The sequence below is a fragment of the Amycolatopsis mongoliensis genome, assembly GCF_030285665.1.
Lineage (GTDB): Bacteria > Actinomycetota > Actinomycetes > Mycobacteriales > Pseudonocardiaceae > Amycolatopsis > Amycolatopsis mongoliensis.
On the sequence record NZ_CP127295.1, the window covers coordinates 461,697 to 476,673 of the forward strand.

Below are 14,977 nucleotides of genomic sequence, written 5' to 3' on the forward strand. Positions count from 1 at the left end.
CGTAGCCGCACCACCCTTATGCCGCATCCTCCCGCAGGGTGAGACACCCGATCGGGTTAACAAGAGCAGGGCGCCCCCGGCGGAGAACCGCCGGGAACGCCCCTGCTCCTGCATCGATCGATCTTGCCGGGAACTAGTGGTGACCAGCCCCGATCGGCTGACGGTCGTTCCCCGGCCGGGCGCCCTGGGCGGCGTCCACCTTGACCACGTTCGCCCGGTTGCCCGCGGCGTTGTGGTGCTCGATGGCGAGCAGCCCGAGCGCCTTGTCGGCCGCGGCCGAGGCCGCGTTCCGGTTCACGACCAGCGCCGTTCCCGGCTTCGCGACGTAGCCCAGCGCGGCGTCGCCGCCGCCCTGCACCGAGTAGCCCGGCGCGAGCGCGTCGAACGAGAGCGGCGTGCCGACGTAGTCGATCAGCCCGTTCGTCGTGCCCGGCGCGACGTAGAAACCGCTCACGCCCACCGTGTAGGAGATGCGGTGGCTGTCGGCACCTCCGTCGATGCCCAGCGCCGCCAGGGAAACCGGCAGCGTCAGCACGTTCGTGTCGAACACGTTCGTGTCGACGTCGCCGAGCTGGCCGTTGACGGCCTGGACGTCGACCTGCGGGAAGCCCGGGGTCAGCGCGACCGTGACGGCCAGCAGCACGTCCGTGGACGTCGCCTTGGTCACGTAGGTCTCGAAGTCCGGCGTCCCGTCCCCGGTGGTGTCGATGTCGACGAACGGCGAGGTGTTGCTGCCGATGTTCGCCCAGTCGCCCCAGGTGGACAGGCCGAACGCGAGGATCGCGTTCTCCGGCTCACCCTGCTCCTTCGCCAGCGGCGCGGTGGAAGCCGCGCCGATGTAGCGGAGGTCGCCGCCCTTCGCGGTCTTGTTCACCGTGCAGTCGGTGACCACGTCCGCGTCGCACTCGGGCAGCTGCGGGGACTCCGCCTGCAGCTCGAGCACGCTGATCAGCGAGCGGTACCGCTGCGCGCCGGAGCCCTGGTCGACGCCCTTGCCGCTCAGGTTCAGCACGGCCTGGGTCGCTTCGGGCGAGAACTTCACCGACTGCGGCGTCGAAATCGTCGAGACCGGCTTGGGTGCCGCGTAGACCGAAACCCGCAGCGGCACCTTGGCCCCGCTGACCGGGGTGAAGGCGACGCGGCCGGAGGCGTCGGCGACGAACTGCCGCGCCAGGCCGGCCTGGGTGGCCTGCATGGTCGGGTCCATGACCTTGCGCAGCGCCTTCGGGTCGGTGATCTTCAGCGTCACCTTGACCTTGGCGGTGCCGCGCGGGGTCAGCTTCACCGACTGCTTGTCCACTGTGTACTCGACGCCCGGGAGGGCGTTGACGGCCTGGTAGGCCACGGTGTACTCGGCGGGCGTGACGCCCTTGTTGACCAGCTTGATCGTCTTCGACAGCGTGACGGGGCCGCCGGCCTCGACCGTGCCGAAGCTGACGCTCACCGCGCCCGGGTCGTCCTGGACGTAGGCGAGCACCTGGTTGTCCAGCGCCGCCTTGGCGTCGATCCGGCCGCTGCCGACGCGCTGCGGCGCGTAGGTGTGGCCCGCGCCGTCGGAGACGTCGTGGCCGGCGGTGTCGATGACCGAGGCCTTGACCTCCTCGACCGACCAGTCCGGGTGGGACTGGCGGACCAGCGCGGTGATGCCCGCGGTGTGCGGGGCGGCCATCGACGTGCCCGAAAGGACGGTCCGGCCGTTGCCGCTGCCGCGGAACGCCGAGGTGATCGTGTCACCCGGCGCGGCGACGTCCGGCTTGACGGCCGGGCCGCGGGTGCCGCGCGAGGTGAACGAGCTCGGGGTGTCCACGATGGTCTTGTCGTAGGTCTGGGTCGAGGCGCGCCCGGCGCCGTAGAGCCGGACCTGCAGCGTGCCCGCGGTCAGCGCCGCGCGCAGCGTCTTCGTCGCGGAGCCGGTGAACTGGAACATCGGGATCGCCGCGTTGCCCGCGATGCCCGCGCTGAAGTGCTCCAAAGTGGACGACAGCAGCGCGCCCTTCGCCCCGGCCGCCTGGGCGTTGTTCGCCCGGGCCGCCGAACCGCACGCGCGGGTCGAGTCGTTGTCGTCCCACTCCAGCCAGACGAACTTGCCGGCGGCCTTCGCCTTGTCCTCCGCGGAGTACGGCGCGCAGCCCGCGTTGTTCGCGGCGGACAACGCGACGACCGGAGCCGTCAGGTCCAGGGTGTCGTAGCCGGTGTAGTTCTGGCTGTACTGCCCGGTCTTCTGGCCCGCGGTGTTCGCGGGGGCCTTCGCCTCGGCGGCGTCGCGCAGGATGCCCGCGTCGCGCGTGCTGGCCACGGTGAGCGCCTCGGGGGTGTTGCCCGGCGAACCGGCGATGTCGTTGATGTCGCCGCCGTTGCCCGCGGAGATCACCGGGAGCACGTTGTTCGCGGCGAGCTTGCGCACGAACAGCGAGTCCGGGTCGTCCGGCGCGCCGAAGTCGGAGCCCAGCGAGAGGTTGACGATGTCGAGGTGGTCGGTGAAGTCGCCGTCGCCGTCCGGGTCGAGCGCCCAGTCCAGCGCCTGCGAGGTGACGTTGGTCGAGCCCGCGCAGCCGAACACCTTGATGGCGTAGAGGAGCGACTTCGGCGCGGTGCCCGGGCCGATCTGCATCGCGTCGACCTTCTTGGCGTCCAGCTTCTTGTAGTCGCCCTTGAAGGTCTTGCCGTCGGCGGTGACGCCGAAGCCGCCGATGGTGCCGGCGACGTGCGTGCCGTGCTCACCGCAGGCGAGCGGGTTCGGGTCCGGCGCCGGGGTGGTCTTGCCCGGCGTCGCGGCGTCGTAGTCGTCGCCGACGAGGTCGGTGCCGCCGACGACCTTCGCGCTCGGGAAGAGCGGGGTCGGCTTGGTGCGGTCGACGCCGTTGTAGGCGGCCTTCGTGCCGGGGCCGCCGAAGTCGGCGTGGGTGTAGTCGATGCCGTCGTCGATCACGCCGACGCGGACGTTGTCGCCGAACTTGCCGGTCTGCTGCCACGCCGCGAGCGTGTTGGTCAGCTGCTCGGCGCTGGCGTTGGTGCGGGTCTTCGGCACGACCGTGCGCACCGAAACGACGTCCGCGCGCTTGGCGACGTCCCGCAGCTTCGCGGCGTCGGCGGTGACGACCACGCCGGGGACCGCGTTGGCGGTCTGGGTGACGACCTGCGGCTTGGCGTCGGCCGAACGCAGCTGGCCGAGGACCGAGTTCACGGCGGCGGCGGTGTCGTCCTTGGCGGCCCGGGCGGCGCGCTTGGCGGCTTCCTTGCCCTGGGGCTGCGCGGAGGTGAAAGCGTCGACGGCGGGCTTCTTGGCCAGCTCGACGAACGCGGTGACGCGGCCCTGCGCGGCGCCGAGCCGCGGCGAGAGCTTGCCCTGCAGCTTCGCGTCGTCGATCTTCGCCGGCGCCACCCCGTCGGCGAGCGGCGCGTCGGCGGCGGTGGCGACCGGCGCCCCCAGCGCGGCCGCCAGCACGACGGCGAAGAACGCCGTCGTGGCGCGCGCGGGTAAGCGGGATCTGCTCATGAGTCGGCCCCTTACTCGAGGTCTGGACCCGAACCTGCCAGCCGCTCCTAGCACCCCCGACGGTGAAGCACGGCGACCGCGCCGTGCCCTCGACGGCGCGTGGTTCAACCTCGCGGGGAGAACTTAATGCCCCAAAACACCTACTTCCGTAGGCAAAGGACTCCGTTATTCGAATGTGATTGCGCGAGAAGGCCCCCTCGCCGGACCGGCAAGGGGGCCTTCTCGCGGTTACGTCAGTTGAAGTCGACGGCGCGGATCGTGTGCGCCCCGACCGAAGCCCCGATCGGCTCCAGCAGGTGGGCGTCGATGTGGCGGTCGACGCGCAGGAGCATCACGGCGTCGGAGCCGTCGGTCGTCTGGCTGATCTGCGCGGCCTCGATGTTGATGCCCGCCTCGCCGAGCAGCGTCCCGACGCGGCCCATCACGCCCGGGCGGTCGCCGTACTCGACCAGCAGGACGGTGCCCTCGGCCCGCAGGTCGAAGCCGCGGCCGTTGACCTCGACCAGCTTCTCGACCTCGTCCTTGCCGGTGACCGAACCGGACACGGTCAGCACCGCGCCGTCGGCGTGCACCGCGCGAACCGTGACCAGGCTGCGGAACTTCGGGCTCTCCGACTCGGTCTCCAGCTCGACCTGCACGCCCAGCTTCTCCGCCAGCTGCGGCGCGTTGACGAACGTGACCTGGTCCTCGACCACGCCGGTGAACACCCCGCGCAGCGCGGCCAGCTGCAGCACACCGGTGTCCTCACTGGTCAGCTCGCCCTTGACCTGCACGGTCACCGACGTCGGCGCCGTCGGGTTCAGGGCGGTGAGCAGCTGGCCGAGCTTCTGCGTCAGCGTCAGGTACGGGCGGACGTGCTCGCCCACCGCGCCGCCGCCGGAGACGTTCACCGCGTCCGGCACGAAGTCGCCGCGCAGCGCCAGCAGCACGGACTTCGCGACGTCGGTGCCCGCGCGGTCCTGTGCCTCGGCCGTCGACGCGCCCAGGTGCGGCGTCACGACGACGTTCTCCAGCTCGAACAGCGGGCTGGAGGTGGTCGGCTCGGTGACGAAGACGTCGACGCCGGCACCGCCGACGTGACCCGAGCGCAGCGCGTCGGCCAGGTCCTCCTCGACGATCAGCCCGCCGCGGGCGGCGTTCACGATGATGACGCCCGGCTTGGTCTTCTTCAGCGCCTCGGCGTCGATGAGACCCTTGGTCTCCGGGGTCTTCGGCAGGTGGATGGAAATGGCGTCGGCGCGCGACAGGAGCTCGTCGAGGGTGACGAGCTCGATGCCGAGCTGGCCCGCGCGCGCGGCCGAGACGTAGGGGTCGTAGGCGATGATCTTGGTGTCGAACGCGGCGAGGCGCTGGGCGAACAGCTGGCCGATCTTGCCGAGGCCGACCACGCCGATGGTCTTGCCCTGCAGCTCCACACCCGAGAACGAGCTGCGCTTCCACTCGCCGCCGCGCAGGCTCTGGTCGGCGGCCGGGATCCGGCGCGCGACCGACAGCAGCAGGGCGACGGCGTGCTCGGCGGCGGAGACGATGTTCGACGTCGGGGCGTTGACGACCAGGACGCCGCGCTCGGTGGCGGCGGGCACCTCGACGTTGTCCAGGCCGACGCCGGCGCGGGCGACGACCTTCAGCTGCGTCGTGGCGCCGAGGACCTCGGCGTCGACCTTGGTGGCGGAGCGGACCAGCAGCGCGTCGGCACTCTTCACCGCCTCGAGCAGCGCGGACCGGTCCGTGCCGTCGACGTGCCGGACCTCGACCTCGTCACCGAAGACGCTCAGCACGGAGGGGGCGAGCTTCTCCGCGATGAGGACGACGGGTTTGCTGGGCTTGCTCACGATGCGGCTCCCACTATCTGGTCATTTCCAGGACGCTGTGTGTCGACAGACGGACTCAGCACGCCGTTGTGCCCCGGTCAGGCGGAGTTTAACCCGCTGGGCCGCCCCCTGGCTTCCCACGGTGTTAACTCGCCCGTAATCCCTCGAAAACAAGAGCCAGGAGGCGGTGCATGCCGCCCGCGCCCGGCAGGTGCCCACCCGCCCAGGATGCCGCGTGCAGCAAGAGAAGAAGCTCGTTCGTGGTGACGTCGGGGCGAAGCTCGCCTTCCCGTTTCGCACGTTCCACTAGATGGGAACCGGCCTCGCGCATAGCGTGGCACGACGCGTGCAAACGGGACGATTCGTCGTCGAGCGCGTCGGCGGTGAGTTCGACCAGGCCGCGGAACGTGCCGGTGGCGTCGCCGAGCCCGCCCAGCCAGGTCTGCAGCGCGGTCAGGGGCTCGGGGTGGGCGAGCAGTTCGCGCGCCCGCTCGGCCTGCGCGTCGAACCGGGCCCGCAGCAGGGTTTCGAGCAGGGCCTCCCGGGTCGGGAAGTGCCGGTAGAGCGTGCCGATGCCGACGCCGGCGCGGCGCGCGATGTCTTCCAGTGACGCCTCGACGCCGTGCTCGGCGAAGGCGCGCTGGGCCTCTTCGAGGAGGCGCTCGTAGTTGCGGCGGGCGTCCGCGCGCATCGGCTTGACTTCGGTCATCGCCCTTCCGACCTTACCGGGTAGCCAATCGGAGGCTACCTCCGTATATTAACCGGAGGCAGCCTCATATTACTGGAGGGAACGAGGATGACCCTGGTCGACGACACACGGGCCCGGCTCGGCGCGATCGGCGCCTGGCTGCCGAGCGCGCCCCTGCAACCACCGCCGGACGTCGAGCGAGCGGCCACCCGCCGGCTCGCCGACGCCGGCTACCGCTCGGTGTGGAGCGGCGAAGGACCCGGCACCCGCGAGGTGTTCGCCCACTTCGGCGACCTGCTCGCCTCGGTGCCGGACGTCGTGCTCGGCACCGGCATCGCGAACACCTGGGCACGGCCGGGACGGACCGCCGAGAAGGGCGGCACGACGCTCGCCCACGCCCATCCGGGCCGGTTCGTGCTCGGCATCGGCGTCGGGCACGCGTTCCAGGCGGCGAAGTACGGCGAGGACTACCGGCCGCGGGACCGGATGCGCGCTTATCTGTCCGAAATGGACGCCGCGGCGGCCGAAAACCCCGCGCCCGTGCCATTTCCGCGCGTACTGGCCGCCGTCGGGCCGAAGATGCTCGAGCTGTCCCGCGAGGGGGCGGACGGCGCGCACCCGTTCGCCCAGCCGGTCTCGCACACGCCGTACGCCCGCGAGATCCTCGGGCCGGACAAGCTGCTGATCCCGCAGCAGACCGTGCTGCTCGGCAGCCGCGAGGACGCCCGGGAGAGCGTGCGGCGCCGGGTGGCGCAGTCGCGCGAACACTCCGTCACGGTCTACCTCGCGGGCTGGAAGCGGCTCGGTTACACCGACGCCGACATCGCCGGCCCGAGCGACCGGTTCGTCGACGACCTCGTGCTCTGGGGTGACGCCGCGACCATCGCGAAACGTCTCGGCGAACTGCTCGACGCGGGCGCGGACCACGTGCTGCTGACGCCGTCGGCAGCCACCTTCGAGTCCACTGTGGACGTCCTGGTGGAGCTGGCCCCGGAGGTGGTCCGATGAGCGTCGGGATCTGGCGGTTCCTGGACGGCGCCCCGATCTCCGCGGTGCGTGAGACGGCCGCCGAGGTCGAGGAGCTCGGCTTCGACGCGCTCTGGTTCGGCGAGTACGCCGGGCGGGAGGCGTTCACGCAGGCCGCGCTGCTGCTCGCGGCGACGTCGACGCTGACGATCGCCACCGGGGTCGCGCGGTTCGACCAGCGTTCCCCGCTCGCGGCGGAAGGCGCCGTCCGGGCCCTGGGCGAGGCCTACCCGGGCCGGTTCGTCGCCGGGCTGGGCGGGCACCGGCCGGGCGCTCGGCCGCTGACGGCGTTGCGCGAATACCTCGACGGGATGGACTCGGCCGAGCTGCCCGGACTGCCGCAGCCGGCACCGCGGCCGCGCCGGGTGCTCGCGGCGCTGGGCCCGAAGCTGCTGGACCTGGCGGCCGAGCGCGCCGACGGCGCCCACCCGTACTTCGTCCCGCCCGAGCACACCGCGATGGCGCGGGAGCGGCTCGGACCGGGCAAGTACCTGGCGGTCGAGCAGGCGGTGGTCCTGGACGCTTCCCCGGACGCGGCGCGGGAGCACGTGGACCTGTACGTCCGGCAGGCCCCGCACCACCAGGCCAACCTGCGCCGGCTCGGCTTCACCGACGACGACCTCGCCGACGGCGGGAGCGACCGCCTGGTCGACGCCATCGTCGCGACCGGCGAACAGGCGGTGGCGGACCGGATCCGGGCCCACCTCGACGCGGGCGCCGACCAGGTCTGCGTCCAGGTCCTGGCCCGCACACCGGATTCCTACCGCCGCCTGGCCGACGTGATCCGAGGGGCATCACTCGTGTCCTGACGGGCATCACCTGTGATTGGCGGGGCATCACGCTGATGCCCCGCCAATCACGTGTGATGCCCCTCCGACCACGCGAAAAGCCCGTGGAATCACGCGTGGTGCCCCTTCCCGCACACGGCGGTAGGGTGACGGGGCGCGGTGAGGGCCGCGCCCCGTCCGCGGAAAGGGCCGAGCCCACCCCTGCAGCACCGCACCACCAGTTCCGCACCTTCTTTCCTGCCCGGTGCCGGCAGACCACGGGCGACGAGGGAAGGAGGCACCATGGGCACGCTGCCCGCGAAACCCAGCCTGGACCAGCTCCGCAAGCGCGCGAAGGACCTCGCACGCGCCGAAGGCGTCAAACTCTCCGAAGCGCAGTTCCGGATCGCCCGCGACCACGGCTTCCCGAGCTGGCCGAAACTCCGGGCGTACGTCCGGCGCGTCACCGAGCACGGCGAAACGCTGCAGCACCCCTACCACCAGGACGTCCACTACTACGCCGAGCGCGCGCTCGGGCTGCTCGCGTCCGCCGTAGACGAGACGCCCGGAGCCCGCGAACCGTTCGAACGCTGGGAGCAGCCGCTCACCCGGGACGGCGCTCTCGTGGTCGTCGCCCGCGAGCACGGTTTCGTTTCCTGGCGGGCACTCCGCGAGCACGTCAAGTCCCTTGTGGACAGTGGTGAGCCGTTCGCGCGGGCGTACCGGGCGGTCGAAGCGAGGGATCTCGACGGGCTCGACCGGCTCCTGCACGAGTTCCCCGGCCTGGTCACCGCCCGCGGCACCAACGGCAACGACCTGCTCGGCATGGCCGGCGCGACCTGCGACGAGCGGCTCAGCCGGCTCCTGCTCGACCACGGCGCCGACCCGTCACGCGGCAACGTCCACGGCTGGACCCCGCTGCACCAGGCCGCCTACCGCAACCTCCCACTGCTGCTCGACATGCTGCTGGACGCGGGCGCCCCGGTCGACGTCTCGGCTCGCGGTGACGGCGGCACTCCCCTGGTCGTCGCCCTGTTCTGGGGCCACCGCGAAGCCGCCGAAAAACTGGCGTCCCGCAGCCGGGCCCCCGGCAATCTGCGCGTCGCGGCCGGACTCGGCGACGCGGACCTCCTCGCCGAACTCCTCGAACCGGGCCACCCGGCCGCCGGCGCGCACCGGGGTTTCTACCGCCCGCACAGCGGTTTCCCGGCCTGGCACCCGGAAGACGACCCCGCCGAGGTCAAGAACGAAGCCCTGGCCTGGGCGGCCCGCAACGACCGCGCCGACGCGCTGAGGACACTCGTCGCCCGGGGCGCGGACGTGAACGCCGATGTCTACCGCGGCACGGCACTGACCTGGGCGGCGGCGACCGGGCGCGTCGCCGCGATCCGGGCGCTGCTCGACCTCGGCGCCGACGTGAACCACACCGGCACGTTCGGCGGCCCGAACCACGGCGAAGGCGTCACGGCCCTGCACCTGGCCGCGCAGTCCGGGCACCTCGACGCGATCCGGGCGCTCGTCGAAGGCGGCGCCGACCTCGAGGCGCGCGACGGCATCTGGAACACCACCCCCGAGCGGTGGGCGGAGGTGTGCGAGCAGCCGGCGGCGAGGGACCTCCTCCGAACCCTGTAGACAACCGGAGTCTGCAGTCCGTATCTTCGGAGACGGACTACGGACTCCGTTTTGCCCACTGGGAGGATTCATGACCACACCCCGCGACGTGTTCGCCGCCCTGTCCGACGGCATCAGCGAAGGACGGTTCGGCGAGCTTTCCGCGCTCTACGCCGAGGACACCGTCGTCGAGCACCCCCAGGCCGTGCCGCGGCCGACGCGCCTCACCGGCCGCGCCGCGGTCCACGAGCGCTTCACCGGCGCCCTGGCGGGCGCGTACCGGCTCAAGCGCAAGAACGTGGTCGTCCACGAGACGACGGACCCCGAGGTGATCGTCGCCGAATACGACTACGACGCCGAGTCGGTCGAGACCGGCCGGACGACCACGACGGCCAACATCCAGGTGCTGCGCGTGCGCGACGGCCTGATCGTCCACTCCCGCGACTACCACGACTACCTGCGGCTCGCCGTGATCCGCGACGGCGTCGACCAGCTTGTAAAGGCCTACGAGCAGGCACCGCCGCGCGAGCTGTCCCCGGTCACCCCGGAGAGCGCCGGCACGGTGTTCGAACGGCTCGTGCACGGCGTGGCGGGCGGACGCTGGGACGCACTTCCGGACCTGTACGCGGAGGAAACGCACGTGACGCACCCGTTCCTGCCGGGGTCGGCCGTGGTGCGGACGCACGACGAGCTGCGAGATCACTTCGCGGCGGGCAAGGCGCTGAACCCCGGGTTCGCGGTCGCGGACCTGGTCACCTACCGGGGCACCGATCCGGAGGTGCTGATCGGCGAGTTCGCCTACCAGGGCGAATACGGCGGGCGGCCGGTGCGGATCGCCAACATCTTTTCGATGCGCGTGCGCGACGGCCTGATCGTCGAGTCCCGCGACTACGGCGACCACCTCGGCATCGCCGGCGACACCGGCAAGATCCCCGAGCTGGCGGCGCGGCTTTAGGCCTCCGCGAGGTCCTCGGGCAGGTCGAACTCGCCGTCGCGGACGCCCTTGACGAACGCGTCCCACTCCGACGGGGTGAAGACCAGGATCACGCCGTCCGGCTTCGACGACTGCCGCATCGCGGTGTAGGTGACGCCGTCGGTGTGCTCGACGAAGGCGTACTCGACGCAGTCGTCGAGGGTCACGCCCTCCGGCTCGGCCCGGATCCACTCGGCCTTCGTGAAGTCGAGGTGGTGCCGGATGTGCGCCTTGTCGTCGACCGGCTGCTCACTCATGTCGCAAGCGTAGCGAAACGACCACCCAGCGCACTGAAGGGGACGCCCGGTGCGGGCGTCCCCTTCAGCGTCTTGCGAGTAAGGACTCAGGCGGTCTCGGTGATCGGCCGGTCCACCCACGACATGAGCGCGCGCAGCTTCTTGCCGGTCTCCTCGATCGGGTGCTGGTTGCCCTGCTCCTCGAGCTTGGTGAAGTTCGGCCGGCCGGCCTCGTCCTCGGCGACCCATTCGCGGGCGAACGTGCCGTCCTGGATCTCGCCGAGGATCTTCTTCATCTCTTCCTTGACCGCCGGCGAGATGACGCGCGGGCCGCGGGTCAGGTCGCCGTACTCGGCGGTGTCGGAGATCGAGTAGCGCTGGCGCGCGATGCCGCCCTCGTACATGAGGTCGACGATCAGCTTCAGCTCGTGCAGCACCTCGAAGTAGGCGATCTCCGGGGCGTAGCCGGCCTCGGTGAGCACCTCGAAGCCGGTCTGCACCAGCGCGGACGCGCCACCGCAGAGCACGGCCTGCTCGCCGAAGAGGTCGGTCTCGGTCTCCTCCGTGAAGGTCGTCTTGATGACGCCGGCGCGGGCACCACCGATGGCGGCGGCGTAGGAGAGGGCGAGCGCCTGGGCGTTGCCGGAGGCGTCCTGCTCGACCGCGATGAGCGCCGGGACGCCCTTGCCGTCGACGAACTGGCGGCGGACCAGGTGGCCCGGGCCCTTCGGGGCGACCATGGCGACGTCGACGTTGGCCGGCGGCTTGATCAGGTCGTAGCGGATGTTGAAGCCGTGCCCGAAGAAGAGCGCGTCGCCATCCTTGAGGTTCGGCGCGATGTCCTGCTCGTAGATGAAGCGCTGCTTCGTGTCCGGCGCCAGGATCATGATCAGGTCGGCTTCGGCCGACGCCTCGGCCGGGGTGAGCACGCGCAGGCCCTGCTCCTCGGCCTTCGCCCGCGACTTGGACCCCTCGGGCAGGCCGATGCGGACGTCGACGCCGGAGTCGCGCAGGCTCAGCGAGTGGGCGTGGCCCTGGCTGCCGTAGCCGATGACAGCGACCTTGCGCCCCTGGATGATCGAGAGGTCGGCGTCGTCGTCGTAGAAGATTTCCACTGCCATGGGGGTTACTGCTTCCTTTCCTGACTTACAAAGTTTTTAACGGGGCGAAGTCGCGGTGATGGAACGGGCACCACGCCCGACCGCGACCATGCCCGACTGCACCAGCTCGCGGATGCCATACGGCTCCAGCATCCGCAGCAGCGCGCCGATCTTGTCCGACGTCCCGGTGGCCTCGACGGTGAGCGCCTCCGGGGAGACGTCCACCACCTTGGCACGGAAGAGCTGGACGGTTTCGAGGACCTGGCTGCGCACGGTGTTGTCGGCGCGAACCTTCACGAGCAGCAGTTCGCGCTGCACGGCGGTCGACTGCTCCAGCTCGACGATCTTGATCACGTTGACCAGCTTGTTGAGCTGTTTGGTCACCTGCTCGAGCGGTAGCTCTTCGACGGCGACCACGATCGTCATGCGGGACACCTCGGGGTTCTCCGTGGGCCCGACGGCGAGGGACTCGATGTTGAAACCGCGGCGGGAGAACAGGCCCGAAACGCGCGCGAGCACACCCGGCTTGTTCTCGACCAGGACACTCAGCGTGTGGACGCTCATCTCAGCGCTCACCTTCCCCAGCGGCTTCCGCGGCGGCCTCGGTCGTCTCGACCGAAACCTCGTCGTCGTCGAACAGCGGCCGGATGCCCCGGACCGCCATGATCTCGTCGTTGCCGGTGCCGGCCGCGACCATCGGCCACACCTGGGCATCCTTCCCCACGACGAAGTCGATCACGACGGGGCGGTCGTTGATCTCCATCGCGCGGCGGATGGTGGCGTCGACGTCTTCCTTCGTCTCGCAGCGCAGGCCGGCGCAGCCCAGTGCCTCGGCCAGCAGCACGAAGTCCGGGATGCGGTGCTTGTGCGTGCCGAGGTCGGTGTTGGAGTACCGCTCCGAGTAGAAGAGGTTCTGCCACTGCCGGACCATGCCCAGGTTGCCGTTGTTGATGACGGCGACCTTGATCGGCGCGCCCTCGATGGCGCAGGTGGCCAGCTCCTGGTTGGTCATCTGGAAGCAGCCGTCGCCGTCGATCGCCCACACCTGCGTGTCCGGGACGCCGAACTGCGCGCCCATCGCGGCGGGCACGGCGAAGCCCATGGTGCCGAGGCCGCCGGAGTTGATCCAGGTGCGCGGGTTCTCGTACTTGACGAACTGCGCGGCCCACATCTGGTGCTGGCCGACGCCGGCGGCGTACACCGCGTCCGGGCCGACGAGCTCGCCGATCCGCTCGATGACGTACTGCGGCGACAGCGAGCCGTCGTCGGGCCACTCGTAACCGGCCGGGTAGTTCGTGCGCCAGTCTTCGGCCTGGGTCCACCAGTCGGTGAGGTCGGGCTTGGCGCCGTGGTCGAACTCCGTCTGCACGGCCGTGATCAGCTCGCCGATGATCTCCTTGCAGTCGCCCACGATCGGGACGTCCGCCTTGCGGTTCTTGGAGATCTCGGCCGGGTCGATGTCGGCGTGCACGATGGCGGCGTCCGGTGCGAACGACGAGAGCTGCCCGGTGACGCGGTCGTCGAACCGGGCGCCGAGCGCGATCAGCAGGTCGGCGCGCTGCATCGCGGCGACCGCGGCGACCGAGCCGTGCATGCCCGGCATGCCGAGGTGCTGCGGGTGCGAGTCGGGGAACGCCCCGCGCGCCATCAGTGTGGTGACGACGGGGATGTTCGTCAGCTCGGCGAGCTGCTTCAGCTGCTCGTGCGCCTCCGCCTTGATCACGCCGCCGCCGACGTAGAGCACCGGGCGGCGCGACTTCGCGATGAGCTTCGCCGCTTCGCGGACCTGCTTGCCGTGCGGGCGCAGCGTGGGGCGGTAGCCCGGCAGCCGCAGCTCGGTCGGCCAGGAGAACGAGGTCATCTCCTGCAGCACGTCCTTGGGGATGTCCACCAGGACCGGGCCGGGTCGGCCCGTGGACGCCAGGTGGAACGCCTCGGCGATGGTCCGCGGGATCTCCGCGGGGTCCGTGACGAGGAAGTTGTGCTTGGTGATCGGCATGGTGATGCCGCAGATGTCGGCTTCCTGGAACGCGTCGGTGCCGATCAGCGCCCGGCTCTGCTGGCCGGTGATGGCCACGACCGGGACGGAGTCCATGTTCGCGTCGGCCAGCGGGGTGACCAGGTTGGTCGCGCCCGGGCCCGAGGTCGCCATGCAGACGCCGACCTTGCCGGTGGCCTGCGCGTAGCCGGTGGCGGCGTGCCCCGCGCCCTGCTCGTGGCGGACCAGGATGTGGCGGACCTTCGTCGAGTCCAGCAGCGGGTCGTAGGCCGGCAGGATGGTGCCGCCCGGAATGCCGAAGACCACCTCGGCGCCGACCGCCTCGAGCGAGCGCACGAGCGACTGGGCGCCGGTGACGCGCACCGGGGTTCCCGCCGGTGGCGCCGGCTTCGGACGTGCTCCGGGCGTTCCGGGCGTCGGCCCGGGTTTCGCGTCGCTGCGCGACGTGGCACTGGTCATCGGTTCTGCCTCGTGGGTCTCGGTGTCACTCGTTCGGGTCGGTTTTGTGCGGTGGGGCGGGGAATCTCTTCCCGTGGGCAACAAAAAACCCTCGCCGACCGTAAGGTCGCACGAGGGTTCGCGCGTCGACGCAGCGGAAAGACTTCCCTAAGCGTCGACGCGCTTGGGAAGTACGAGGCCGGTCAGCGGTGTCACGACGCTGACGCTAGACCGAAGGCCTCGCAGGTGTCAACTCTGCGGGATGGCGGGTCCAGATCGTGGACACTCGAGCGGCGCATGTCACCCGCGTCCGACCCGGCTCCCGGCCGGTCCGCGCCGCGGTGCACCATTTCGGGGTGGCCGAAAAAGAGCAGGACGAAGGCCGGAAGGCCGTCTTCCGGATCCCCCGCACGTCGTTCATGGCGATCGCCCTCCTGACGATCTGCGTGACGCCGATCGCCCTCGGGGAGATCCCGTACCTGCAGTGGCTCTACCTCTTCCCGATCGCGCTCGCCGTGTTCGTGGTCCGGACCCGCACGATCGCGACGCGCGAAGGGCTCGCGACCCGCACGATGTTCGGCCACCGCGACGTCCCCTGGTCGGCGCTGAAGGGCTTGGCGATCAGCAAGAAGTCGCGCGTGCAGGCCGTGCTCAAGGACGACACGAAGGTGCCGCTGCCGACCGTCCGGACCCGGCACCTGCCGGTGCTTTCGCTGGTGAGCGAGGGACTGGTCGCCGACCCGAGCGGGCTCCTGGACGCCGAGGACATCAAGCCGGCCGAGACCGAGGCGCCGGCCGGGGAGTGACCCCCGTCGCGGACAGGCGCCGCCCG

Annotated in this window: 12 protein-coding genes; 5 read left to right on the forward strand and 7 right to left on the reverse strand. The window is 70.9% G+C overall.

What is annotated here, in order from left to right:
• Positions 1–133: 133 nt before the first annotated feature.
• The 3 genes from QRX60_RS02195 to QRX60_RS02205 form a co-directional block, all read right to left on the reverse strand.
• A complete protein-coding gene (locus QRX60_RS02195; protein WP_285999116.1) occupies positions 134–3,496 on the reverse strand; it encodes a S8 family serine peptidase in 3,363 nt (1,120 codons plus the stop codon).
• Positions 3,497–3,729: 233 nt separating this feature from the next.
• Positions 3,730–5,328, reverse strand: a complete 1,599-nt coding sequence (gene serA, locus QRX60_RS02200) for a phosphoglycerate dehydrogenase (protein WP_285999117.1) — start codon at positions 5,326–5,328, stop codon at positions 3,730–3,732.
• A 124-nt stretch (positions 5,329–5,452) separates the two neighbouring features.
• On the reverse strand, positions 5,453–6,016 hold the full coding sequence (locus tag QRX60_RS02205) for a TetR/AcrR family transcriptional regulator (RefSeq protein ID WP_285999118.1): 564 nt from the start codon (positions 6,014–6,016) through the stop codon (positions 5,453–5,455).
• Positions 6,017–6,103: 87 nt separating this feature from the next.
• Between QRX60_RS02205 and QRX60_RS02210 the strand changes: the two genes are divergently transcribed.
• The 4 genes from QRX60_RS02210 (at position 6,104) to QRX60_RS02225 (ending at position 10,354) form a co-directional block, all read left to right on the forward strand.
• Entirely contained in the window at positions 6,104–7,003 is a 900-nt protein-coding gene (locus tag QRX60_RS02210; RefSeq protein ID WP_285999119.1) for a TIGR03620 family F420-dependent LLM class oxidoreductase, read from the forward strand.
• Positions 7,000–7,830 (forward strand): TIGR03620 family F420-dependent LLM class oxidoreductase, encoded by an 831-nt coding sequence (locus QRX60_RS02215; RefSeq protein ID WP_285999120.1) that lies wholly within the window; start codon positions 7,000–7,002, stop codon positions 7,828–7,830. Before QRX60_RS02210 ends, QRX60_RS02215 begins: the two co-directional genes overlap by 4 nt.
• A gap of 261 nt (positions 7,831–8,091) precedes the next feature.
• Positions 8,092–9,420, forward strand: coding sequence for an ankyrin repeat domain-containing protein (locus QRX60_RS02220; protein WP_285999121.1), 1,329 nt, complete (start codon positions 8,092–8,094; stop codon positions 9,418–9,420).
• Between the two features lie 70 nt (positions 9,421–9,490).
• Positions 9,491–10,354, forward strand: a complete 864-nt coding sequence (locus tag QRX60_RS02225) for a nuclear transport factor 2 family protein (protein ID WP_285999122.1) — start codon at positions 9,491–9,493, stop codon at positions 10,352–10,354.
• On the opposite strand, the gene QRX60_RS02230 is transcribed toward QRX60_RS02225, so the two are convergent.
• From QRX60_RS02230 to QRX60_RS02245, 4 genes are all read right to left on the reverse strand, one after another.
• On the reverse strand, positions 10,351–10,629 hold the full coding sequence (locus QRX60_RS02230; RefSeq protein WP_285999123.1) for a DUF397 domain-containing protein: 279 nt from the start codon (positions 10,627–10,629) through the stop codon (positions 10,351–10,353). The two genes, QRX60_RS02225 and QRX60_RS02230, sit on opposite strands and share 4 nt — an antisense overlap.
• Before the next feature lie 86 nt (positions 10,630–10,715).
• A complete protein-coding gene (ilvC, locus tag QRX60_RS02235; protein ID WP_285999124.1) occupies positions 10,716–11,729 on the reverse strand; it encodes a ketol-acid reductoisomerase in 1,014 nt (337 codons plus the stop codon).
• 36 nt (positions 11,730–11,765) lie between these two features.
• On the reverse strand, positions 11,766–12,272 hold the full coding sequence (ilvN, locus tag QRX60_RS02240; RefSeq protein WP_003080760.1) for an acetolactate synthase small subunit: 507 nt from the start codon (positions 12,270–12,272) through the stop codon (positions 11,766–11,768).
• Between the two features lies 1 nt (position 12,273).
• On the reverse strand, positions 12,274–14,166 hold the full coding sequence (locus tag QRX60_RS02245; protein ID WP_285999125.1) for an acetolactate synthase large subunit: 1,893 nt from the start codon (positions 14,164–14,166) through the stop codon (positions 12,274–12,276).
• A 254-nt stretch (positions 14,167–14,420) separates the two neighbouring features.
• On the opposite strand from QRX60_RS02245, the gene QRX60_RS02250 reads away from it, so the two are divergent.
• On the forward strand, positions 14,421–14,951 hold the full coding sequence (locus QRX60_RS02250) for a PH domain-containing protein (protein ID WP_408630252.1): 531 nt from the start codon (positions 14,421–14,423) through the stop codon (positions 14,949–14,951).
• Positions 14,952–14,977: the final 26 nt, after the last annotated feature.

Coding starts and splice junctions, on each gene's coding strand:
- QRX60_RS02195 (WP_285999116.1), bottom strand. CDS start 3,496: ATGAGCAGATCCCGCTTACCCGCGCGCGCCACGACGGCGTTCTTCGCC.
- QRX60_RS02205 (WP_285999118.1), bottom strand. CDS start 6,016: ATGACCGAAGTCAAGCCGATGCGCGCGGACGCCCGCCGCAACTACGAG.
- QRX60_RS02210 (WP_285999119.1), top strand. CDS start 6,104: ATGACCCTGGTCGACGACACACGGGCCCGGCTCGGCGCGATCGGCGCC.
- QRX60_RS02215 (WP_285999120.1), top strand. CDS start 7,000: ATGAGCGTCGGGATCTGGCGGTTCCTGGACGGCGCCCCGATCTCCGCG.
- QRX60_RS02220 (WP_285999121.1), top strand. CDS start 8,092: ATGGGCACGCTGCCCGCGAAACCCAGCCTGGACCAGCTCCGCAAGCGC.
- QRX60_RS02225 (WP_285999122.1), top strand. CDS start 9,491: ATGACCACACCCCGCGACGTGTTCGCCGCCCTGTCCGACGGCATCAGC.
- QRX60_RS02230 (WP_285999123.1), bottom strand. CDS start 10,629: ATGAGTGAGCAGCCGGTCGACGACAAGGCGCACATCCGGCACCACCTC.
- ilvC (WP_285999124.1), bottom strand. CDS start 11,729: ATGGCAGTGGAAATCTTCTACGACGACGACGCCGACCTCTCGATCATC.
- ilvN (WP_003080760.1), bottom strand. CDS start 12,272: ATGAGCGTCCACACGCTGAGTGTCCTGGTCGAGAACAAGCCGGGTGTG.
- QRX60_RS02245 (WP_285999125.1), bottom strand. CDS start 14,166: ATGACCAGTGCCACGTCGCGCAGCGACGCGAAACCCGGGCCGACGCCC.